This is a genomic window from Micromonospora inositola, assembly GCF_900090285.1.
Lineage (GTDB): Bacteria > Actinomycetota > Actinomycetes > Mycobacteriales > Micromonosporaceae > Micromonospora > Micromonospora inositola.
In genome coordinates this window covers 6686594-6707994 of the sequence record NZ_LT607754.1, presented here as the reverse complement: position 1 = coordinate 6707994, position 21401 = coordinate 6686594, and the positions used below count along the sequence as shown (strand labels likewise).

17 protein-coding genes, 1 tRNA gene and 2 pseudogenes are annotated in these 21401 nt (G+C 64.4%); 10 read left to right on the top strand and 10 right to left on the bottom strand.

The features are described 5' to 3' along the window. The first annotated feature begins 2 nt into the window (after positions 1–2). Positions 3–488, top strand: a complete 486-nt coding sequence (locus GA0070613_RS31790) for a TIGR02611 family protein (RefSeq protein ID WP_089015640.1) — start codon at positions 3–5, stop codon at positions 486–488. A gap of 51 nt (positions 489–539) precedes the next feature. Next, positions 540–611: transfer RNA gene (locus GA0070613_RS31785), tRNA-Val, on the top strand. Between the two features lie 76 nt (positions 612–687). On the opposite strand, the pseudogene GA0070613_RS31780 reads toward GA0070613_RS31785, so the two are convergent. The 4 genes and pseudogenes from GA0070613_RS31780 to GA0070613_RS31770 form a co-directional block, all read right to left on the bottom strand. After that, positions 688–1908 (bottom strand): annotated as a pseudogene (locus GA0070613_RS31780) (tyrosine-type recombinase/integrase). After that, a pseudogene (locus tag GA0070613_RS34260) lies at positions 1908–2103 on the bottom strand (excisionase family DNA-binding protein). Before GA0070613_RS34260 ends, GA0070613_RS31780 begins: the two co-directional pseudogenes overlap by 1 nt. Continuing rightward, positions 2100–3668: a replication initiator gene (locus GA0070613_RS31775; RefSeq protein ID WP_089010388.1), complete on the bottom strand. Its 1569-nt coding sequence runs from the start codon at positions 3666–3668 to the stop codon at positions 2100–2102. The pseudogene GA0070613_RS34260 and the gene GA0070613_RS31775 overlap by 4 nt, the downstream one beginning before the upstream one ends. A 537-nt stretch (positions 3669–4205) precedes the next feature. Beyond that, positions 4206–4523, bottom strand: a complete 318-nt coding sequence (locus tag GA0070613_RS31770) for a hypothetical protein (protein ID WP_089010387.1) — start codon at positions 4521–4523, stop codon at positions 4206–4208. A gap of 683 nt (positions 4524–5206) precedes the next feature. Between GA0070613_RS31770 and GA0070613_RS32625 the strand changes: the two genes are divergently transcribed. From GA0070613_RS32625 to GA0070613_RS32620, 4 genes are all read left to right on the top strand, one after another. Then, entirely contained in the window at positions 5207–5353 is a 147-nt protein-coding gene (locus GA0070613_RS32625; protein ID WP_157746634.1) for a hypothetical protein, read from the top strand. A 141-nt stretch (positions 5354–5494) separates the two neighbouring features. Continuing rightward, entirely contained in the window at positions 5495–6736 is a 1242-nt protein-coding gene (locus GA0070613_RS31765) for an IS701 family transposase (protein ID WP_157746638.1), read from the top strand. A gap of 66 nt (positions 6737–6802) precedes the next feature. Beyond that, complete coding sequence (locus GA0070613_RS31760; RefSeq protein ID WP_157746633.1) at positions 6803–9484, top strand: NACHT domain-containing protein; 2682 nt, start codon at positions 6803–6805, stop codon at positions 9482–9484. A gap of 199 nt (positions 9485–9683) precedes the next feature. Beyond that, positions 9684–10106 carry a hypothetical protein gene (locus GA0070613_RS32620; RefSeq protein WP_157746233.1) on the top strand — a complete coding sequence of 141 codons (423 nt, stop codon included), beginning with the start codon at positions 9684–9686 and terminating at the stop codon, positions 10104–10106. Positions 10107–10242: 136 nt separating this feature from the next. Here the strand turns inward: GA0070613_RS32620 and GA0070613_RS32615 are convergent, their stop codons facing one another. The 4 genes from GA0070613_RS32615 to GA0070613_RS31750 all read right to left on the bottom strand — a co-directional run bounded on the left by GA0070613_RS32615 (position 10243) and on the right by GA0070613_RS31750 (position 13739). Further along, complete coding sequence (locus GA0070613_RS32615) at positions 10243–10497, bottom strand: hypothetical protein (RefSeq protein WP_157746232.1); 255 nt, start codon at positions 10495–10497, stop codon at positions 10243–10245. Positions 10498–10581: 84 nt separating this feature from the next. Further along, on the bottom strand, positions 10582–11007 hold the full coding sequence (locus GA0070613_RS32610) for a hypothetical protein (protein WP_157746231.1): 426 nt from the start codon (positions 11005–11007) through the stop codon (positions 10582–10584). Between the two features lie 45 nt (positions 11008–11052). Next, positions 11053–11835, bottom strand: a complete 783-nt coding sequence (gene uppS, locus GA0070613_RS31755) for a polyprenyl diphosphate synthase (protein ID WP_231929609.1) — start codon at positions 11833–11835, stop codon at positions 11053–11055. Between the two features lie 272 nt (positions 11836–12107). After that, positions 12108–13739, bottom strand: coding sequence for a hypothetical protein (locus tag GA0070613_RS31750; RefSeq protein WP_089015638.1), 1632 nt, complete (start codon positions 13737–13739; stop codon positions 12108–12110). A 165-nt stretch (positions 13740–13904) separates the two neighbouring features. Between GA0070613_RS31750 and GA0070613_RS31745 the strand changes: the two genes are divergently transcribed. Beyond that, the gene (locus tag GA0070613_RS31745) at positions 13905–16802 is read left to right on the top strand and encodes an NACHT domain-containing protein (protein WP_089015637.1); all 2898 of its coding nucleotides are present in this window, start codon (positions 13905–13907) and stop codon (positions 16800–16802) included. Between the two features lie 431 nt (positions 16803–17233). Here GA0070613_RS31745 and GA0070613_RS31740 read toward each other — a convergent pair whose 3' ends face one another. Both GA0070613_RS31740 and GA0070613_RS31735 read right to left on the bottom strand, forming a co-directional pair. Then, complete coding sequence (locus GA0070613_RS31740) at positions 17234–17893, bottom strand: HNH endonuclease family protein (protein WP_089015636.1); 660 nt, start codon at positions 17891–17893, stop codon at positions 17234–17236. Between the two features lie 117 nt (positions 17894–18010). Beyond that, the gene (locus tag GA0070613_RS31735; protein ID WP_157746228.1) at positions 18011–18292 is read right to left on the bottom strand and encodes a hypothetical protein; all 282 of its coding nucleotides are present in this window, start codon (positions 18290–18292) and stop codon (positions 18011–18013) included. Between the two features lie 330 nt (positions 18293–18622). On the opposite strand from GA0070613_RS31735, the gene GA0070613_RS32605 reads away from it, so the two are divergent. From GA0070613_RS32605 to GA0070613_RS31725, 3 genes are all read left to right on the top strand, one after another. Next, on the top strand, positions 18623–19372 hold the full coding sequence (locus GA0070613_RS32605) for a hypothetical protein (protein ID WP_157746632.1): 750 nt from the start codon (positions 18623–18625) through the stop codon (positions 19370–19372). A 406-nt stretch (positions 19373–19778) separates the two neighbouring features. After that, positions 19779–20111 (top strand): hypothetical protein, encoded by a 333-nt coding sequence (locus GA0070613_RS31730; RefSeq protein WP_157746631.1) that lies wholly within the window; start codon positions 19779–19781, stop codon positions 20109–20111. A 430-nt stretch (positions 20112–20541) separates the two neighbouring features. After that, positions 20542–21027, top strand: coding sequence for a hypothetical protein (locus GA0070613_RS31725; RefSeq protein ID WP_089015634.1), 486 nt, complete (start codon positions 20542–20544; stop codon positions 21025–21027). Positions 21028–21401 lie beyond the last annotated feature (374 nt).

The following is a 21401-nucleotide window of genomic DNA, read 5'->3' as shown; positions in this document are numbered from 1 at the left end:
GGGTGTCGACGGAGCGGGATTCCGGTGATCCGCGCGGCACCTCCGGCGGCACCGCCTCGCGGGCCGGCGCCGCGGTTCCGGCACCTCGTCGTGGCGGCTGGCGGGGGCGGGTGAACACGACCCTCGACCTGATCCGCGCCAACCCCACCGGCCGGATCACCCTCAAGATCTTCATCGCCATCGCGGGCGCCATCGTCGTCACCGTCGGTATCGCGCTGATCCCGCTGCCCGGGCCCGGCTGGCTGCTGGTGATCGCCGGGCTGGGCATCTGGGCGGTCGAGTTCCACTGGGCGCGGCGGCTGCTCGGCTTCACCCGACGGCACGTCCAGGCGTGGACGCGTTGGGTCACCAGCCGGTCATTTCCGGTGCGGTTCGTGCTCGGTGCGGTCGGCCTCGTCTTCGTGGCCACGGTGGTGTGGCTGTCGCTCAAGTACAGCCTCGGGATCGACCTGGTGGCCCGGACGCTGCACTACCTCGCGACGCACTGACCCCGGGTTTTTTGGTCTGCCTTCTCGATCAGGTAGAGTCATCGGCGCTGAGGGCGATTAGCTCAGCGGGAGAGCGCTTCGTTCACACCGAAGAGGTCACTGGTTCGATCCCAGTATCGCCCACGCAGGTCAAAGGCCACTTCCCGGCTTCGGGGGTGGCCTTTTTGCTGCCCGTACAGCAGCGAAGTACAGCAGTAGGTCAGTGGCCGAGTGAGTCACCGAGGCGCTTGAGGGCGTCGAGGGTCGCCTTCGACGAGACCTGCGTGTAGATCTCCATGGTCACGGAGAAGCGGGCGTGCCGGAGGATCTGCATGACGACTCTGGGATGGACGTCGAGGTCGGCCAGGAGGGTGGCGCAGGTGCGGCGCGCGTCGTGGACGGTGATCGGCTTGACTTTCGCCTTCTCGCATCTTGTCTGCCAGGACCGTTGAAAGTTGCGCGGCTCGATGGGTGTGCCATAGCAGGTGGTGAATACGAGGTCATTCTCGTGCCACGCGTTGCCGGCGGCTGCTCGTGCCTCGTCCCGTTGTGCCTTCCTGATTTGTAGTGCCGTTGCGCAGATGTCGGGCAGGGGGAGGGTGGCGTCGGAGGCCTGGGTCTTGGTGTCGCGGTGCAGGAGGTGGCCGCGGACCCGTTGCAGTTGGCGGCCGATGGTCAGCTCTCCGGCGTCGAGGTCGACGTCCTCCCATGTCAGTCCCAGGACTTCGCCCTTGCGTAGGCCGGTGACGAGGACCAGGGCGTAAGCGGCGTAAAGCGTCTCCTCGTCGTGGCGGGCCGATTCCAGGAACCGGCGGGCCTCGTCGCTCGACCAGGACTGGCCGCGTCGGCGGCGGACGGTGGCGAGGGTGACCGATGCCGCTGGGTTTTTGGTGATGAGGTCTTCGGTCTGGGCGTGGTGAGGGCGGCCCGCAGGGCGGCCCGGATGTCGCTGACCGTGCGGGTCGACGGGACGGCCTGGCAGCACCGGCCGACGGCGCAGCAGCGCCGCTTGTCCTTGGGCCGAGCGGCGTCCTTGCCCTGGGCGCAGCACTGGCAGGTCCGAGCCACGTGGTTGATCCAGGTCTGCACGTCCCGCGACTGGAGCCGGTCGAGCCGCTTGGCCCCGAGGCCGGGGGCGATGTAGCGGCGGACGATCGTCTCGTAGGTCGCATAGGTCAGCGGTGCCCGGTTCGGCTCGATGATCTCCGATAGCCACCGGGTGAGGGAAGCTGCCGACCGTCGGGACGCTGGTCGCCACCGGTCCCTGTTTCGCCTGCTGATGCAGCTTGATCCACTTATTGTGGACTGCCTCCCGCGTCTTGCCGTAGACGTACTTGCGCGTGCGCTTGCCGTCGGGCTTGGTGACCCAGACGTAGGCGGCGAAGCCGTTGCGGTACGGGAAGATCGAGCCTTCGCCGTTGGCGCGGGCACGGGCTGGCATCAGGCGACCTCCTGGCGCTTGACCTGCTGGCGGATGTAGTCGTCGACCCATTCGGGCAGGATGCGGCGGTACTTGCCGTCCTTGATGGAGCGCAGCTCGCCGGTGGCGATCTTCATCTTGACCTTGGAGATACCGAAGCCGAGCAGGACGGCGACCTCGGGGGGAGTACCAGCGCGGGGTGAGGTTACGGCTCATGCGGCCGCCCCGGCGAGCCAGGCTTCATGGGCGAGTTCTTCCCGGCCGATGCGTCTGCTCTCCCGGCGCTGTCTGGCGGCGGTGTTGGCGAGGAGAGCGTCACCATCGTTGAGCCAGCCGGACCCGACATAGGTGAGGGTGGCGACGGTGATGCTGGCGGTGGACTCGTCGTCTTCGGTGCGGCGGTAGGTGGTGCGGGTGTCGCGGAGCAGGCCGAAGGTGACGGAGTAGCGGCGGGCTTTGGTGAGGAAGTGGCCGCCGAAGCCGAGCATGTGTGCCCAGCGACGCAGCCCGGCGTAGGGGTTCGGGTTGTCGTCAAGGTGGCCTTGATGGCCGCCGGTCGTTGCGGCGCCAGTCGCGGTGGCGTTGTGGGTGGGGCGGCCGAGTCGCCAGCAGGCGTGGATGAGGCGGGCGAGGTGGTCGCCTTCCGGGTCGGCGTAGTCGCCGATCGTGTCGGCTGTGAGTCGGGTGGAGCGGTGGCCCGTGGCCTCGGTCGACTTGGTGGCGTACTTGGCCAGGTAGGCGGCCACCATGCTGTCCGTCAGTTCGCCGCTGGCGCTGTTGATTCGCCGGACGTCAACCTGCTCGCCCCAGGCGACCACCCAGCCTTCGGGTCGGTCGGGGTGTTCGGGCGTGGTGACGGTGATCTGGCGGGCGGCGGCGTGGACGGCTTCCTCCAGGTCGTCGATGGTGATGCCGGCTGGCGGCGGCACGAGGGCGTCCGGGTCGTCGGGGTCGACGCCGTCCAGGCGCAGCAGGCAGTGGAAGTGGACTGCTGCACGGCGCTGCATCTCGGCGACCTTGCCGTGCGACACGCGCACGGGCGGGAGCCAGCGGACCTTGCCAGCGGCAGTGACCACCCGGACGAAGGGGATGCCGCGTCGGCGGCAGTGGGCAGCGAGGTGGCGGTCCATGGCCTGCTTGGTGCGCCGCCATAGCTCGCCGGAGAAGTGGTTCCAGATGACCTGGTGGTCGTGGTCGTAGCAGTCCAGGCACAACGGCTGCCCAAGCCGCGGATCGTCAGCGCCGTGGCGGGCGAAGCACACGGCGGGCAGCCCATGCGGGCAGGTGCCGGCGGTGCGGCGGGCGTGGCAGGGGTCCGGGCGGCAGTCGCAGCGCTGCCGGGTCGAGCAGCTGTGGCGGCGGACGTGCCGGTGGTGGACCGAGCCGAACGAGGGTGCGGTGAAGGTGGCGAAGACGACCGGGTGCCGGCCGACGGAGGCGGGTAGGCCCTTGCCGCCGGTAAGGCCGCAACGCACCACCTGGTAGGCGTCGCCCTGGTAGACCCAGGCGCAGTCCGGGCACTGCGATTCGCGGCGGTTGCCACACGCCTTGTAGAGCGCCCGGTCGGGCAGCTGGTCGGTGTGCTGCTCGCTCACGATCCGACCGGTGTCGACGTCGATGGCGGCGAGTATGCCGGCGAGGCGGATCGGGCGGGCGCAGCCGCCGGCGGGGCGGGTGTGTTCCAGCCAGCCGAAGAAATCCGGGGCGGCGGCGCGATAGAGAACTTGGGCGCCACGGCCGGCGGCGAGGCCAGGCCGGGACAGGTCAAGCGGGGTGGACACGACTCTCTCCTCACGGGGTGTCAGGGACGGGAGACAAAGCACCACCAGCTCTGGACTTCTGTCCGCTGGTGGTGTTCGTCGTGTCTCCTGGCACCGCCGGGAGGGCGGCTGCCGCCGGAGGGCGGATTTGTGGTGGTACCACTCTCCGCCGATCGGTCGTGTCCTTTCGCGCTCGTGGACTCGGTGATTGACGTCGGCATGGGTGGGGAGCCTGGATATCGGCGTCCGGTTGCCGCAGGCTGTCCCACCGTGGGGTGCGAATCCGGGCCATCGTGGACGGCAGACCAGGCCGTGCTGGACCGCTCAGCGGATTCAGGGGACCGGCACTGTGGCCGGTGCGATCGAGACCCGGCGGAACGTGGCCCGGATCAGCGGCAGGAAGGCCGCTCGGCATCTCGGAAGTCGAGTCCAGCGATCCGGCAGGAAGGCCGCGTTGGCGTGCTCGACGAGCGTCAGAGTAGCACCGGGTGCCGACACGTCAACCCGTCGTGAACCTGCTGTCGAGCCAGTCCGGTCGCAGGCTTGGTCCGGTGCTGCCTACAGGGCGATGCGATTTTCGACCGATCGCTGAACAGGACCGGTGTACTCGGTGAGGCTGAAGCGGCGATGCCCGTCGCTGGGGTGCGCGGTGACGGCGACCCTGCTCTCGTCTTCGAAGCGCAGCATGAAGACGGGATCGAGGTCGCAAAGGAATGCAAAGGCGTCACGGTCCCCGTCGCTGTCGCTGACCAGGCGACCGCGGGCCTCCCAGCCGGCGTCTACGGCGGTAATCACAACGGCCACCTCGACGCTGCCGAGCAGGGTGGAGGAGTTCGCCCACCAGTCCAGCCAGCAGCGCCCCTCGAAGCGGTCCATGCCCTCATCCTTCCAGGGCGCAGGCCGGCCGGCTGCCAGCATGACGGCCGAGTGGGAGGACTTTCTTTACATCGATCAAGGCGGCCCTTGACGGGCCGCACGCGCCGCCGCCTGGGCGCGTGCCGGCCGCTGCCGCTGTCGCTCTGCGGCCGTCACCCCTGACGCCCGGCGGCTGGCGCGGAAAGCGGGGAAGCCCGGAGGGCCGCCGCGGAACGACAGACCGTTGACCGTGGGGTGGTGGGCCGGCAGCCGGCCGAGCCGCGCGGCCAGAACCGCGCGGCGTAGGGGAGAGCACGCCAGCCGCGTCGGCGAGTTGGCGGCGGTCGCGAGGTTGCGGTTAGGGCGCCTCCGGCGGGGGCGCTCCGGCTCCAGGATGGCAGAAGATCGTCGGCAGCCGCCGGGTCCGTGGGTGGTTGCGGTAGGCCATCCCGCCTGCCATCGACCCGGGCAAAGCCGAGCAGACCACCGCCCGACTCGCCAGCGTCCGAACCTGCGTCAAGGTCCGCTTGACGTGGCGGGCCGGGCGGCGGCCAGCTCCCCAGGAGGGCGGGTCGACGGCAGACGGGATGGCGAACGTCCTACGAGGAGTGTCGGATAGCCGACATGTCATGGCGATATGCGACAACAGCTCTCATACGCTGGCGGATCGCGCAGGTTGGCTGCCAACCCGGGGGAGGGCATCAATGACAGGCATTGTCGAGCTGATCGCTGGCGAAGCGATCAAGACCATCGTCGGCAAGGTCGCCGCGTCGGTTTACGGCAGCGCTGCTGAAGGCAGCCGGCACAGAGTTGACATCGACCTAGTACTCCAGCCGGAGATGTTGATCTGAGTCGGGGCGAGGTTCCCCCGGGGCTGGAGTGGGTGCAGCCACCGTCGAGCATGGACGGTTGTGTGGACTGACCATGACGCGGCGGTGGCTGCGGCTTACAGGGTAGACGCCCAGCGGTGGCGTGTGTTGTTCGACGACCTGATGTTGACCGTGGGATCGCGTTTCCGCAGGCCGGAGCCGCGTCGGCGGGTGCGGGACTTCGTGCGGGGCTTGTTGGCGCCGCTGCCGCGGAAGAACTGTTGGACAATCGCCGAGCACGCCGGGGACGCCTCGCCGGACGGGATGCAGGACCTGCTCGCCCGGGCGAAGTGGGACGACGAGCAGGTCCGCGCGGACGTGCGGGGGTTCGTCGCGGAGCACCTGGGTGACCCCGACGCGGTTCTGGTCGTAGACGAGACAGGAGATCTGAAGAAGGGCCATCACACCGTCGGGGTGCAGCGCCAGTACTCGGGCACCGCCGGGAAGATCGAGAACTGTCAGCTGGCGGTGCATCTGGTCTACGCCACCGAGGCCGGGCACGCCCTGATCGACGCGGCGCTCTACCTACCCAAGGTGTGGTGTGAGAACCCGTCACGCAGGAGCGAGGCAGGTGTCCCCGACGAGATCAGGTTCGCCACCAAGCCGCAGCTGGCGGCACGGATGATCGACGAGGCTGTCGCCGCCGGCCTGCCGTGTCGATGGGTGGCCGGCGATGAGGCCTACGGCGGTGACCCGCGGCTGGCCGCCGCGCTACGCGGTCACCGCCTCGGCTACGTCCTCGCGGTGGCCTGCTCCCATCAGGTGATCACCGGCATCGGCAGCCGGCGGGTCGACCACCTCGCCGCCGGCCTGACCCGTACCGCCTGGCAGCGCGTCTCGGCCGGTGCCGGCGCCAAGGGGCACCGCTACTACGACTGGGCCTGGATGCCGTTGCCCGCGCACGCCGACGCACACGCCGGCCACCACTGGCTGCTGATCCGCCGCCACCGCCGCACCGGTGAGCTGGCCTTCTACCGCTGCTGGTCACCCGAGCCCGCGCCACTGGGCGCGCTGGTGTCCGTGGCCGGCCGCCGCTGGAAGATTGAAGAGTCGTTCCAGACCGCGAAGACCGCCCTCGGCCTGGACCAACACCAGAACCGGCGCTGGACCTCCTGGCACCGATGGACCACCCTGGCGATCCTCGCCCACGCCTTCCTTGCCACCGCCACCGCTCGCCGAACCCAACCGAGCCCGTCCGGGCTGATCCCACTGACCGTCAACGAACTCCATCGCCTGTTCAACGCCCTGGTCATCGAACCCAGCCGACGCCACGCTGACCAGCTCAAGTGGTCGATCTGGCGACGGCGCCACCAAGCCCGAGCCAAAGCCAGCCACTACGCCCGACAAGCCCTCACCGAACCGTGATCACGATCTCCGGCTGGAGTACTAGGCAGCCTAGTGCTCAGTGACGGAGCGGAAGCTGCGGTGGTCTTGACCTATGAGCAGGAACAGCAGATTTCCTCCTTGCTCAAGTCTCCCGAGGTCTTTGCTCTGGCAGCGGCATACGTCCTCGTGCTGAATACGCAGGCGAGAACAAGAGACCTTGGCGGATGGGCTGAGGAGTGCGAAAATGCGTTCCAAACACTCTTCGCATCCCGCGTTCCCGGCATCCCGGCGGCGTCGGACGAGACGGCAGCCCTCATTTGGCGCATTATCGTAGAGAACCTCAAACTCATCCTGCCAACGGTTGATGGTTTGAGGAGGCTAAGCGATGACGATATTGACAGCTTGCTAGCGGGTGACACAGGGTTCAACCAAAAGAAGCCAGCGCCGCTCTACGTACGGCGCATAGTCGCAATTGCGCGTGACGTGGCAAGAGCAAAACAGATTCGGGAACTGTGCGTCGATATCAGCTGCGGGATGCAAGAAGCCACCTCCGAGCTGAGGCTTGAACACACGCAGGAGCACCACAGGTTCTCTCATGACGCGCTCTATGTCAGCAGGACGCTTAGCCCGGCTCGACAAGGCGATCCCGTCGAGGCCAACCATGTCCTGGCTGACCCTCATCCGGGGACGAATCTAGTAATCATTGGCCATCCGGGAGCAGGCAAGAGTACCTTCGTCACCCGGCTCGCCGGACAGATTGCCCAACGCGAGGAAAGTGACTATGCGCCAGTCATCGTGAGGTGCAGGGAATTTGGCTCTGACGCAGACGTAGATGTCACGGATCAAGTAGCGCTGTCGATAAAGCGGGCCACCGGCATTGATGTCACCGAAGATGACCTTCGGGACTTACTCTCGGTTGGGCGCTGCTTCCTAATCTTCGACGGTGTCGACGAACTCGTTGACATTCAGGCTAGAAGAAGTCTAATTGGCCGCATCGAGATGGTCGCGTACAGGTATCCCCTTACATCGATTGTCTGCACCACTCGGAAGATTGGTTACGAATCGGCTCGCTTCGAGAGCCCGCGATTCTCTGTTCACGAACTGCATGAATATACCCCCGATCAAGTCGAGGAATATGCGACGCGGTGGTTCAAGCTCATGGAGCGGCCGAAAACAGACAGAATGGCCTTCGTTAGGGAATCTGAGGATATCCAAGAGATCCGCCGGAATCCTCTAATGCTTTCACTTCTCTGCACTCTCTACAGAGTTCGGGGATACATACCGATGAACCGTCGGGACGTGTATAAGGACTGTGCTGACCTCCTCTTCTACGGCTGGGATGCTCTCCGGCATATCCCACAACCCGTCGACCATCGACGTTATGGCCACACCCTTATGGAAGAACTTGCGGACTTCTTTTTCAAATTTCCTTCAACGGGAGCTGGCGTAGAGGAAGGTCAACTCACTCGCCTCATCGGAATATACTTCCAAGACACTGCCGGCGTCCAAGCGTCCGAGGCGGATCAACGGGCGGCAGAGTTTCTTAGCTTTTGCGCGAACAGAGCCTGGTTGTTGACAGCTACGGGATTTAACGCGCGCGGCCAGCGTCTGTTCGCTTTTACGCACCGAACTTTTATGGAGTTCTACGCAGCTGAAGCAGTTGTCCGGCGTGCTCGGAGCGAAGATGACGTCTTACAGACAGCGGCTCAGGTCTATCGGGACAACCCGAGCTCGGTCCTGCCAGATCTCATCGTACAAGCATACGAGAACAAGACTCATCGCGGTGCCGAAATGCTACTTCGGCGGTTGATTAAAGACCCATCGCAGGGAGGGAAGCTCAGCGGGTCCCCGCCATACCCTCTCTGCTTGCGTATCTTGAACGCAACGCCCGTCGGAGCACCCCTCGTCCGCGATGTGCTTACGAGTACCTTCAGGGCCTGGGCGCAACTGTCTGACGACGTGAAGAAGGGCGCCTTTATCTCGTTACTGCAGCTGTACAAGGACCCGCGACTGATCTGCATCGGGATGTTGACCGGAAGTGGCGAGGGACATCCTCAGGATACCGTGGGGTTCCGAAAGGTCTTCGTGGAGTGTTGGGCAGCGCTTTGGCTCCTAGGCGAGGCTGACCTTTTCCTAGATGAGTGGGGTCGAGTTGCCGATGAAATTGTCGAGGCAGACAATTTGGTGGATTGCGCCGACTCGGAGGTCCTACAGTCCTACCTGACTCTAACGGGACATCTCGATCCACAAACGGGGAAGAGCTTCTACAGCCAGCTGGTGTTGGCGTGCTTTGGAGAGATGACACCAGGCCTGTTGTTGCAGGCTATACAGAAGCTTTCAGTTGGCCAGGAGGAGGAAACGGACCGGGCCATTATCGCGATTCATGGCCGCAGGTTGGCGACTAGCCCGCCGAAGATCCACCCCATCCAAGAGAAGCGCCTGTCACAGGTGCTGGCTAATTTGGTTCCTCGGATGGCTGATTTTACGCAGGCTGCTATTCAGGTGGAGGGCGCGTTTGCGGTACTGATGTGGCTAGCGTGCTTTGCGGCGGAAGAATATCCTGGGGATCTGCATCCCTTTCACGAAGTAGCCCGCGGCATCTTGCCGGATGATTTGTTGCTTCGGATTCTTGCTACTCGGTCTAAGAGTTTGGTTGATGAAGGTGACATGGCCGACGATCTAGAGGGTGTTAAACCTCTGAATCGGCGAGAGCGGAGGGCAGTTGCTGAATCCGGCCCCAGCTGGCTCCAGAGGTGGATGAACGGCCGATTGGGACTCACGTTTTAAGGCGTGGGTAGCGGCCGGGGGTGGACTCGTAGTGACTCGGTCTTAGCGTTGCCGGACAAGCAGCCGCTAAGATCAGGGGCTTTCGTTTCGCCGCTCTCTGCCATCCTGGTGCCTGACTGACCGCCGGCCCTACCTTGAGGTTGCGGGCGGTAGCTACTATTCCTGCCACTAAGTCACGCCAGCGCTTAAGGACATCCGCATGTCAACCACAGAGGTACAAATCCGAGCAGGCGTACCCGGAACAGGTATGCAACGGTTGGACAACGGGCGCTACGCCTATCCGGCGACGACGAGCGACATTGCGAAGCTGCTAAGGCTGAACGGCTTCGCGGTTACATACGATCACGAACGCGGCGAGCGCATTCAGGTAAGCCACAATGCCGCCGACGCGTGGTTGCCTGTGCTGGCCTTCGCGCAATCAGTTCTAGCAAATATTCCAGCTAACATCATCTCTACAATCATCATGCAGTACTTCGGCGAGGTTGGACACAAGGAAAAGAACCTGCACGTCAAGTTCGTGGTCACTTCATCGGACGGCAGCGAGCACAACTTCGAGGCACACGGACCAGGGCAGGAAGTGGTGGAGGCAATTAATGCCTTTCAACGATCATATGCTGGCTGAGGGCAAAAGGATCCTTAGTGAAGGGCGCAGGAAGTTTGAGAGCGTTGAACGCTTGATTCCGCTTACCGGGCCAACCGACCAGCTGCACAAAGAGCTGCGGGAGGCCCTACGCGCTCTTCGTAGCGCTATGAACTGGCTAGAGGGCACGCCCCGGTTCGAGATCGCCCACCTGATACTCGATGATGCCGGCCGGCTTGCACGGAAATACTTCCCGCGTGGCTGTCGATTTCCCTACGAAGACGGAATGTATCACCAGCGATGCCCAGTCGCGCTTGCACATAATCGAGTGGGCCTGAGTCCGGCCTTTGCGATCAGCGAGATCGAATGCTCTGTGTGCAAGCTCGACCCAGATGACTGCGACCACATAGCAGGATTTGAGTACGATGGTCAAGTGTGTCATCATCTGATCAAGAAGGCTGAACTGCTAGAGATTTCTATTGTCGGTAGGCCGAACATGCCGGATGCCCGGATAGAGTCACTTAGCATCGGAAATGATGAGTTCCGCGCTCGAATTGGCGAACGGTTCAAACCTGGCATGAAGGTAGTCTGCGACCGGTGCCTTAATGAGTGTGATGGGATTTCGCGGAACTTCGAGAGATCTTCCCACTAGCTCTTCCAGCTGGAGCGAACCTTCGCCATCCCGTCTGCCGCCGACCCGCACCTTGGTGGAGCGGGCCTTGGTCTGCGGCCGAGTTACAGAAGGCGCCGCGGAGCGGCTGTCGACAGCAACGCTGACAGCAACGCCGCCGGACGGGAGCACACTGACGAGCGTTGGCACGGACGAAGCTTCGACCGTGGAGCCGTTGCCGGACGTGTGCGGATGCGATGCACAGAGCTTGTAGCGAGGCGTCACGACGCTGGTCGACGCGCCCGGGTTCGTGCACCGCGCGTTGAGCAGCAACGCGTGTCCCTTCGAGCCATCGGACCTGGAGCGGTGACCTGGTCGTCACGCTCCGAATCGCCGACGGCGGGCCGAGAAGGAGCGTAGGGCGCGGAGGAAGTCGATCTTCCGGAAGCCAGGCCAGTAAACGTCGCAGAAGTACAGCTCGGAGTAGGCGGCCTGCCAAAGTAGGAACCCGGACATGCGGCGTTCTCCACTCGTGCGGATGACGAGATCAGGGTCGGGTTGGCCGCCGGTGTAAAGGTGCGCCGCGAGGGCGTCGGCGGTCAGGCGTTGCGCGACGTCGTCGAGTGTGGCGCCCGCTTGTGCCTCTTGCTCCAGCAGGGAACGAACCGCACTGACGATCTCCTCGCGGCCGTCGTAGCCGATGGCGACGGTGAGGTGGAAGTCGGCAGCTCGCTCACGGGTGGCGTTCTCGGCAAGCTTCAGTGCGTGGCGTGTCGAGTCGGGAAGGATGTCCGCGCGGCCGGCCAGGTGAAGCTGCCACGGATTGGCCGGACGCAGGAATGGCTCCGCGACGACGTCCTCGATCATCCGCATCAGGTTCTCGACCTCGTCGGATCCGCGTTTGCGCATGTTGTCGACTGAGGCGACGAAGAGGGTGACGTAGCGGATGCCCATCTCGGAACACCAGCCCAAAACCTCGTGGATGTGCTCTGCGCCGTACCGGTGGCCCAGCCCGGGGTCGTCGAAGCCCATCTGCCTGGCCCACCGGCGGTTCCCGTCCATGACCATGGCAATGTGCCGCGGCAGTGACTTATCGGCCAGCTGGGCTCGAAGACGGCGGGCGTAGAGCTGGTAGGCCGCGCGACGTACGAGCTGCATCATGATCAAATGAAACCACCTCAACGATTCTCTTACTGGCCCGACTGCCCCCGGGCAAACGATCCCGGAGATCCCAATGGCTCGGCGCGCCGGACGAAGGGTGAGCGGATGGGCGACCTGAGGCCCCGGAGATCCACCGAGCAGCCAAGCGAGCAGCCAAACCGGCGAACAGCAGCGAACGATCGCGGGCCTGGATGGCAAGCCGGGAACGAGGACCAGGCGGTAGACCAGCACCCGGGTGCTGACTCGTAATGCGTCGGTCGGTGATAGCCAGGCTAAGGGGCCTGTGGCGGCACCCCTCGCCTGGAGTTGCTAGAGGTGTGGCGGCGCGGGCGTCGTGCTTGAGATCGGCGGGCACCGGGTGCCGGGAGAGTTGCCTGAACTTCCTCTCTCAGAGCACCCAGCGCCGACACCACGTGCGTCTGCACGGTTTGCCAGGCTTCGCGAATGTCGCTGATGGGATAGGTCAGTCCGAACGACCGCAAGGCCTCGGCCGCCTGGAGCGCGGCATCCATGTGCTGGCCGGCGTTGCGCATGTAGGTCACGTTCTGCAGCGTGGTCACAGCCGACTCGACGCGAACCATCGCTTCGGCCGTAAGGTGGTCGGCAAGGAAGACGCGGAGTCGCCGCAGCGTTCCTTGCTGCTGGTCGCCGGGGACATCGAACCCCTTGAACATCTCGCCGAGAGCGCTGAGCCGGTTGTCGAGCTCCTCGGCAGTCGTCGCGTCAAAGGCAAGCCGAGCTGCCCGTTCAGCACTCGGCACGACCAAGAGTCCGGCGCCGAAGCGTAGCCGCCACACGACGTCGAGATAGTCGAGCGCCCCTACGAGGCTCAGCGGGGAGGCAAGGACTGCAGCGGGCTGACGGGCAGGCTCAATCCAGCCTCGCAGACGGTGTAGGTACTCGTCGACCGACGATACGTTGCGGAAACGACGAACGAACGTGCTCGGTGCGGGCATCCAGACCCCGCCATTGACGTTGCCGCCACCCTGCCACGTCGACGGCTCTCCTCGTAGGATCTCGGGCAATAGCCGGACCAACGGCTCGTCCTGAAGACCGAGGTCGCTTAGCAAGTCAGGGCCGGACAGGGTCACCTCGATCACCTGCCGCGGGTCGTATGCCGCCTTGACGCGACGGTCGCTCAGCTCGTTGAGCACGGCGAGGAACATGTCCCAGACGCCAGCATGAGCAGGCAGGTGGGCGAACCCGGCGATCGTCAGCTTGACCAGGGTGTCCGGGGCGGTGCTGTGGTCCCGGCGGACCAGCGAGTAGCTCAGCTGGCCGTCGGAGATGGACGGCATCGACCGCAGCACAGCGTCGGCGTCGAGCCCCAGCTCATCCATGCGTGCTTCGACGTACTGATAAACCGGCCACTCGCCGATGTCGGTAAGTACGTCACCCACGATTCGCAGCAATGCGAGCTGCTCGTTGGTGACGGCGGTCAGCAGCGGATCGGTCATCGATACTGATGTGTTAGACATGCCGTGCTCCTGCGCAGGGTTGGTCCAGGGACGGACTGAGAGGCCGCCGCTGCCGCTAGACGCAGAGCAGCCTTGCAGGGTAGACCACGCCGGCCGGAAACGCCACAGCTTTGGATCGCGGCTTGCGAGGCGGCAGGGAGGCAGCGAGAAGGCGGCGTCAGCCTCGATCAGGGCCAGTCCCGAAGGCCACCCGATGACGACCAGCACCTGCTCGACCTGGTATTCACCAGCGTCGGTGCGGGCAACCTGTGCGAACGTCTGCCCTGTGGCGTCGGCGAGGCAATCCACGACGAGAAATTGTTCCTCGCCGCGCTCTATGCCCAACAGCAGCTCGAACAGCAGGTCCTCTGAGGGGTCGTCTAGCTTGTCGCACGACGTCAGATCCGACGCCCGGGCACCAGGTAGTTGCGCCAGCGACCTCAGCAAGGGTGGGCTGATGAGTCACCGTCGAAGCAGGCCGGTCAGGATGGGCATCCACTACTTGCTGTGATCAGTGGATGACCGGCTCTACAATCGAGTGTCCTCGGACGGTTCCATGGGTCTGGTCGCGGCGAGACACGCTGGCTGCCGCGCCTTGGCGGGAGGTGACAGGTGCTCTATAGCCTCGACAAGGGGATCCGCCCGTTGTCTGCGTTGTCCGGCGAGGTCTATCGCAGAGTCAAGACCCGTATCGGCCGAGCTAGGGTCCAAAAAGGCGCCCGCGAGCTTGCGTCGGCGCAAGCGACCGAGGGAGTGCTTTCGACCCTCGCGGCGGAAGAGGCGGAGAACCTCTCGCGCTACCTACTGTCGCCCGACTTCGACCACGTCTGCTTCGAGTACGCCCTGCACCGCCGGCTGAACTACGGCGGCAGTCATCGACAGTACGAGGAGATCGTTACCGCGATCCGTGCCGAGATCATCGAAGGCCTTCGTCACTTCACTTCTGTCCAACCACATCAGCGGACCCTGCTGGCGGACGTCCTGCTGCGGGAGATCGTCGCCGGTGCCGAGGTCGCCATACCCACCAGGGGGCTGATCCCCGACGAGATCGACGTGTCGGTCGTTGGGCACGCCGCCGCAGCGGGAGTGCGGAATAGTCAACTTCTCGCCAAAATCAATAGCTTGTCCGAGATTCACGACTTTGCGCAGCAAATGCGGGCACAAGTCCGGAACTGCCTAGGTGAAATGGCCCTCCCCCATATCCGCGGCGCGCAGAAGGTGCCGTACGAGGAACTCTGGGTGCGACCGGAGTTCGGTCGATTGGGCGAAAAGGCAGTAGAGTCGGCCAAGTCGCCTTCGGGGCCACTGTTCGAAGGACGGAACGTCCTGCTGGGCGCCCCCGGCGCAGGTAAGTCCACGATGGCCCAAAAAATAGCGTTGGATGTCGCGAGCGCGGATCAAGAGGGGAGCGCGCTGGTTCCCTTCCTGGTCGTCCTCCGCAACTTCACAGCCGAGTTTCAGCAGGTCGGCCGGACGCTGGACGAGTTCCTCGAGATGCAATGTGCCGACCCGTACGGACTGAAACCGCCTAACGACGCGGTGCCCTACCTGCTCCAGAACGGGCGCGCGGTCGTCATCCTCGACGGTCTCGACGAGCTGACCCGGGTGTGGCTTAGGCGCCGCGTGGTCGATCTCATTGAGGGCTTCACCTACCGCTATCCCAATGCAAGCATAGTGGTGACCTCGCGGCAGGTGGGATACGAGTACGCTCCGCTATCCCGCAAGCTGTTTAGCGTGTGGAAGCTGGAGCCCTTCACCGACCAGCAGGTCGAACGGTATGTGACCAAATGGTTTGCGCTAGACGCACAGCAGAGCCGGAGCGCTGAAGCCGCAGGGAGCGGTGGCCGTCGGGACAGCTTCCTCCGCGAGAGCGAGTCGATCCGTGACATCCGTAGCAACCCGCTCATGCTCTCGTTGCTTTGCGGCATCTACTTGGCCGAGCACTTCATACCCGCCAACCGCGCCGACGTCTATCGCAAATGCGCGGAGCTGTTGTTCGCTCAGTGGGACGCCATGCGCGCGGTCGCCAGCCAGGACCAAAGCGTACTTGCGGCGCGGACAGCGCTCCAGCATATCGCCTGGGTCTTCTACTCTGAGACACCCGACGCAAAACTCAGCCGTCGACACATGGCAGAGCACCTGAAGCGACACTTCGCGGAGCGGTTCGACGAGGACATCGCGGCCGAGAAGGCGGAGTCCTTCCTGGAGGTTTGTGCGGGTCGAAGCTGGGTATTGGCCCAGGTCGGCTCGACCAACACTGACGAGATTTACGCATTCGTGCACCGAAGCTTCCTCGAGTACTTCGCCGCCGAGCACGTTTCACGGACTTGTACCAGCGTCGAGGGCCTCCTGAGCAAAATCGGCGACCGAATCTCACGGGGTGAGTGGCTGGAGGTCACCTACCTCGCCGTGCAGCTGCACGTCCTCTACAAGGGCGGTGCTCGGGAGGTGGCCGAGGGGTTGCTTAATGGGGTCGGCCCGGGCGTGCGCGGAGAGCCGGTCCTCGCCTTCGTAGCCCAGATGCTGTCATACACGGGCTTCCCGCCGTTCTTGCTGCGCGCGGTCGTCGACCTCATTGTCGTGCTGGCGATCGACAACGTTGACGACACCTCGAACATGACCGTGCTGCGCGATAATCCCCTGAAGATCCTATTGTCCGAGGCCTCTCCCGAAAACCTTGAGATGATCCGCCGTGCGGTGGTCGAGACTATGACGAAGGAGCTGCGGACCCGCCCCTCCAGCGTTATTGCGCTAGTGGTTCACCTTGAGCATTACCTGCAGAACGCATCACCGACGCGATTCGGATTCTGGACGCGGATGCGGGACACCTTCATCGAGGAGTTGCCAGAGATTGCTTTGCCTCAGAATGATCCGCGGGAGCTCTGGTTCCGGGCCTGGCGAGCTCAGGAGGATCTCGCTGCGGCCGTGGAACTCGTCAAGGCCTTCGGGCCTGCCAGCCTCTATGCAGATGTTCCGCTGCGGCTGGGCACGGTGAGAGCTCCGGTAATACGTTTGTTGGTTCACCCCGGAGACTCGTCGCCGACCGGGGAATCCGCTTATGCACTGAGCCAGGTGTTAGTGCAGTTTGATACACCGTGGGTCAGAACTTTACCAGCGGGGCTAGTCAGTCCCGCTCTGGCTGCCATTAACGGACAAGTGGACGTCGATCTGGCAGCCCACGACATGGAGACCAGGACGCTGCTGTCGCTGCCGTTCCTGGAGTGGGTCGCCCATCCGATGCGTCGCGAACTGACCACTGGGCAGCGCGGGGAGACCGTCGATCTCGGTGAACGGCTCACCAGAGACATCCGGGGGCACCGCCTCCTCCGCGCCCGGCGGGACGGCCATGCTCGGAGCGACGTCCTCGCTCACTACCGAGAGGCGGGCTGCAGCGACGACTTTGTGCGGTTCCTTGTGCAGTGGGTCGAGGGCCACCTCAACACCCTTGACTCCAAGGATGTCTCCGTGCCCGCCCAATACACTGGCTCGGTCGTGGTGCTCGATGATTGACCCACTCCGACGGTCCTCACTATCACCGAACGCGTGGGCTCTCGACAGCAACGGGCCCGGACGAGGGCAACGGCCGGCGGCCGGGCGCAGACAGCCGCCCGAGGTCGTAGATGCGGACGGACCCGCCGGACGAGCCGCCTAGAACCTTTTGGCGAGGCGTCAGGGGTTCGCGAGCCCGGGCGCCACGCGGCTGGCGGAAGGCCCGACAGGGGCTGGACTAAGCAGTGTCCGTAGCGCGCAGATTGTCTCAACGCCTGCTGGGCGCTGGGGTGTGGCTGAGGGAGGCCAAGGTTCTAGCTGCGCCGCTAGTTCCGGGGTACCGAGCGTGCGTGCCGTCAGCACCCACCGCTAAGGCAGCGACGAGAGTAGGTCGCCGTCGAGGCGAGGGCGGCGCGGCACGCACGGCGCGGCACCGCCCTTGCCTGTGGTTGTTAGAAGGCGCGGACGACGGTGATGGTGACGTTGGAGCAGGAGTTCGCCCAGCTGGTCAGGGCGTTCTTCTCGGCGGTGTCGACGGTGAGCCGCCAGCGGATTTTGGTGGCGACCCATTCGTTGATGTAGCGGCAGCGGGCCGAGCTGTAGGAGGGCATCCAGGTGGCGGGGTCCTGGTCGCCCTTGGCCTGGTTGACGTTGTCGGTGACGGCGACCAGGGGGCGGGAGTCGCCGAGGTCGTTGGCGTAGGACTGGCGGCGGCTGGTGGTCCAGTTGCGGGCGCCGGAATCCCACGCTTCGGCAAGGGGAACCATGTGGTCGATGTCGAGGTCGCTGGTGATGGTCCAGTAGGTGTTGTCGTAGTAGGAGTACCAGCGGCCGCCGGACAGGGCGCAGCCGGCGCCCACCGAGGGTTTGGTGGTGGCCTCGGCGATGAGGACTTCGTAGCGGGTGTTGCAGCCGTCTCCGTCGGCGTCGATCCACAGGGGGAACAGTCTGCGGTCGTAGCCGGTGCGGACCTCGGTGGCGACGGGCAGGTTCGCCACGGCGGTGCGCAGGGCGGCGGAGTAGGTCTCGGCGTGGGCGGGGGCGGCGGTCAGGGTGGTGGTGGCGGTGACGGCGGCCAGCAGGGTGGCGGCCCAGCGCAGGGTACGGGTCACGATCGGCTCTCCCGGTCATCGAAGATAGCGATACCTCGATATACGCGGGTGTCGACCGCCATAGCAATGGGCTGCAAGCAAACAGCGGCAGAACAACCAATCCGCCGGCGGTAGCGGTCAGTCTCCCGCCTCCGACGGAGGCTGCTGGTACTGGTAGACCTCGATGTCGTCACGACTGTCGGCGAGCACGTAGACGTGCTCAACCGCGGGCGCCGCGACATCACTCGCCCCGAGGTAGAAGCCGGTCTGAGGCAGCTTGACCACCGTCGGCGGATTGCCGTCGGCCGTGGTCTCCACGGGCATCAGTCTCCCGTCGACCGGCCCACCCAGAAACCACGCCTCAACCGCTGCCATCCCGCCATCATGCCGCCCGTCCGCATCTTTGCCGTTGACATCCATCGCTGACATCAACCCCGATGACCGAGGATGGACTCTCATGCACGTTCGCGGGACCCATCGCGGACGGCACGGACATCTACGGACGCCATGACTCATGCCGGAAGCGACTTGTAAGCAAGGCGTCGGGGTCCTTCGCTCAGCTCGCAACTTTCATCGAAGGTACGGATGATCCAGGGGCGGAGACGGAGGCGGGCGCCCTCGCAACGAACAGCGCCACCCTGGGTGACTGCGGACGTTCGGCTGCTGGGCGCGAGGGGCAGCAACTTTGAACGGCGAGAGCTAGGCTCGGGCGGCTCTGGTCCACAGTTTGATCATGAATAAGGGGCCTGCATGACTACTGCAGCTGAGTGGTACGAGGTGGGCAACTTTTGGGTTGCGCTGGCCGGGGTAGTAATCACCTTGCTCATTGGGATGATCACGCTGTGGGATTCTTATAGGAAGGAGATGCCGCAGCGTCGCATCGTCTACAAGTGCGAAGTCGAACCCCTGCACAAAGGCTCTGGCGCCAAGGACGCGGGCCTAGTCGTTCATCACAATGGACAGCTGGTCGAGAGCCCTCGAATCGCCTTCCTGGGAATTGGCAATGACGGCAAGAGAGATGTGCCGTCCAGTCTGTTCGATGGAGACAAGCCTCTTGTGCTCGATTTTGCCGTACCGGTTCTGGAAATCCTCAGCCGTACCTCGAAGCCGCCGGGGACAGTGGAACCGGAGCTCCAGCTCTCTGGCACCAAACTCTACATCGGGCCCTCTCTCTTGGCTGCACGCCAACTGGTCAACGTCTCCCTTCTCCTTAACGGTGATCCCATCCTGTCTGTCTCTAACCCGATTATTAATGTCCGCGAGGTGAATGCTAAAGACGTAGCGTCGAGACGTCAGTTGTTCAGTGGAAGGTTGAGGATAGTGTCGCTAATAACGGCGGCTGTCTCCATACTTCTGCCTGTTGTATTGGGCCTTCGATCCTCCCTGTCAGTCCCGCTTATCGTTATAGGCATGTTCTTCGTGCTTGTTGCGGTCCTCGCTCAAGGCGCAGCGCGAAAGATCCTTGGCAGTAGCATGACCGCAAAGGACAAAAGTATTTAATCGGGCCGAAGAGGAACGCCGAGGCCCGAGGCGGCGACGAGCCGGAGGCAGCGAAGAGGCAGCAAGCCGTTTGATCCAGGCGAGTAGGAGACAGCAGAGGACGCCTAGCGTCAGCTGCGCAACCGCACTGGTCGGTAAGGATTGGCACGAGCCGACGAGGTGTGTCCGGCTCCCCCCGGTGGGGGTCGAAGGTCCGTCTCGACCTGGTCGCCGTACAGCATGGAAGCACACCAACCCATGCCACCGTTACAGCCCTCGACCGGCCGATTGAGGCTCGCGACCTGCTTACCGGACCGTCAGCGACCGCCCTGCCGGCAGTCCATAGGTCCAGGACTACGACCAGGACCAGGACCAGGACCGGCCTCGCGCCTTGGCAACCGTGGTACCAACGTTGTACCTTCTGTTCATGCTTACAGAACTCCAATCTGTCCGATCCGACGTGCTGGCTGCGCTCAACAGGATCGATGCCCTGATCGCAGGCCTTAGCTCCCCCTCCCGCGAAGACGGCGTCCAGGCGCAACGGGAGGAGGTCGCTGCACTGCCCCGGACGAAGGCGATCGAGTGGGTGCTTGCCCGTAGTGGCGAACCTATGCGACCCGTCGAGATCTGGGCCGAGCTCCAGGCGTTGGGTCGCGACGACCCAAAGATGGAAATTCAGGTCACCACCTACGACCTGTGGCAGCGAGGCCGGATCGGAAAGGTCGGACGCGGTCTTTATCAGTCGATCAACGAACGCTGACGCGGCGTCCTGATGCCCCCCGATACGCCCCCGGACCGTGAGCGACGGCGGGCAACGGCTGGACTCAGTGGGACCAGACAAGATCGGCCCCTGACCGCATTTCTGCTGGTCAGGGGCCGTCTTCGCACCTGGTGGCGGGTAGAGGATTCGAACCTCTGTAGCTTTCGCGACGGATTTACAGCACGCCGCCATATCAACGAGCCTCGGGGCTCGGGCGCGCACTCCTGGTACTTGGGGATCCAGCACCCCCTTGATCGTGTCGCCCGGACGCACTTGTGCCGCCGGACCGGCGGTCGCCCGTGCTTCGCCCCATCTGATCCTCGGCGGGGCGGCGGATCGTGATGATCAACCTTAATATCCGCCCATGCCACTGATCTCTGGCAAACGAGGTGGCGGCGCCAACCGGACCCAGGGACGAGGAGGACCGCTGGTGATCGCGTTCAGGGTGCGGCTCGCCGCGATGGTCGCCCTGGGCTTCGCCCTCAGTGGAGTGTTGAGCTGGACAGCAGGCTTATGGCCCAATGACCAGCCACGCGCCGTTATTGACCACTGCTACGTGACGTACGACCGGCTTGAGGTCATGCACAGCCGGTGCATCGGCAACTGGACCCGCGGCGGCCGCGGACACCAAGGGCCGATCTACGGCGTCGACGTCAAGGCGTCCTGGCAGGCCATGGATGAAGAACCCAACAGCGCCTACGAGTGGGAGGTGGCCATCCCCGAGTCGGTCAAGCAGCCCCGGGTACTTGCCGACAGCCGGCAGGCCTGGATGCTTTCGACGCGGGCCCTGCCGTGGGGGATGGTTCCCGCCACCCTCGGAGCACTGCTCGTCGCGCTGGTGTCGTGGTCGATCGTCGCGGTGGCCTGGCCGAGCGCCCGCGCTGAGCCGGCGGGCTCGACTGCCCCGCCAGTCTGACCGGCTACTGGCCGATTCTCGAGGACATCCCCGGCGGGCGATCGACTCCGGCCACACCAGCTGGGCTCCGCTGGCGGCGGTTGGCCTGGGAGCGCTGCTCGGCGAGCAGGGAGATGTCGATGGGGCGAGGGACGCTTACCAGCGGGCAATCGACTCGGGCGACCGCGTGGCCGCTCCGAAAGGGCGGGATTTGCTGATGAGGCTTGACGACGATCACAAGAGGAACCAAGGCGACCCGGATAAGAGAGCGAGTTAAGCAGGCAGGTGAGTGACCCTGATCGTGATGCGATCTTCGCTGCTCGCTCGTGGAGACAGTGAGGGGGAAGGAACGGCGCCGAGAGTGTCGCGGTGAGCGCACGTCTTCTGCGCTCACC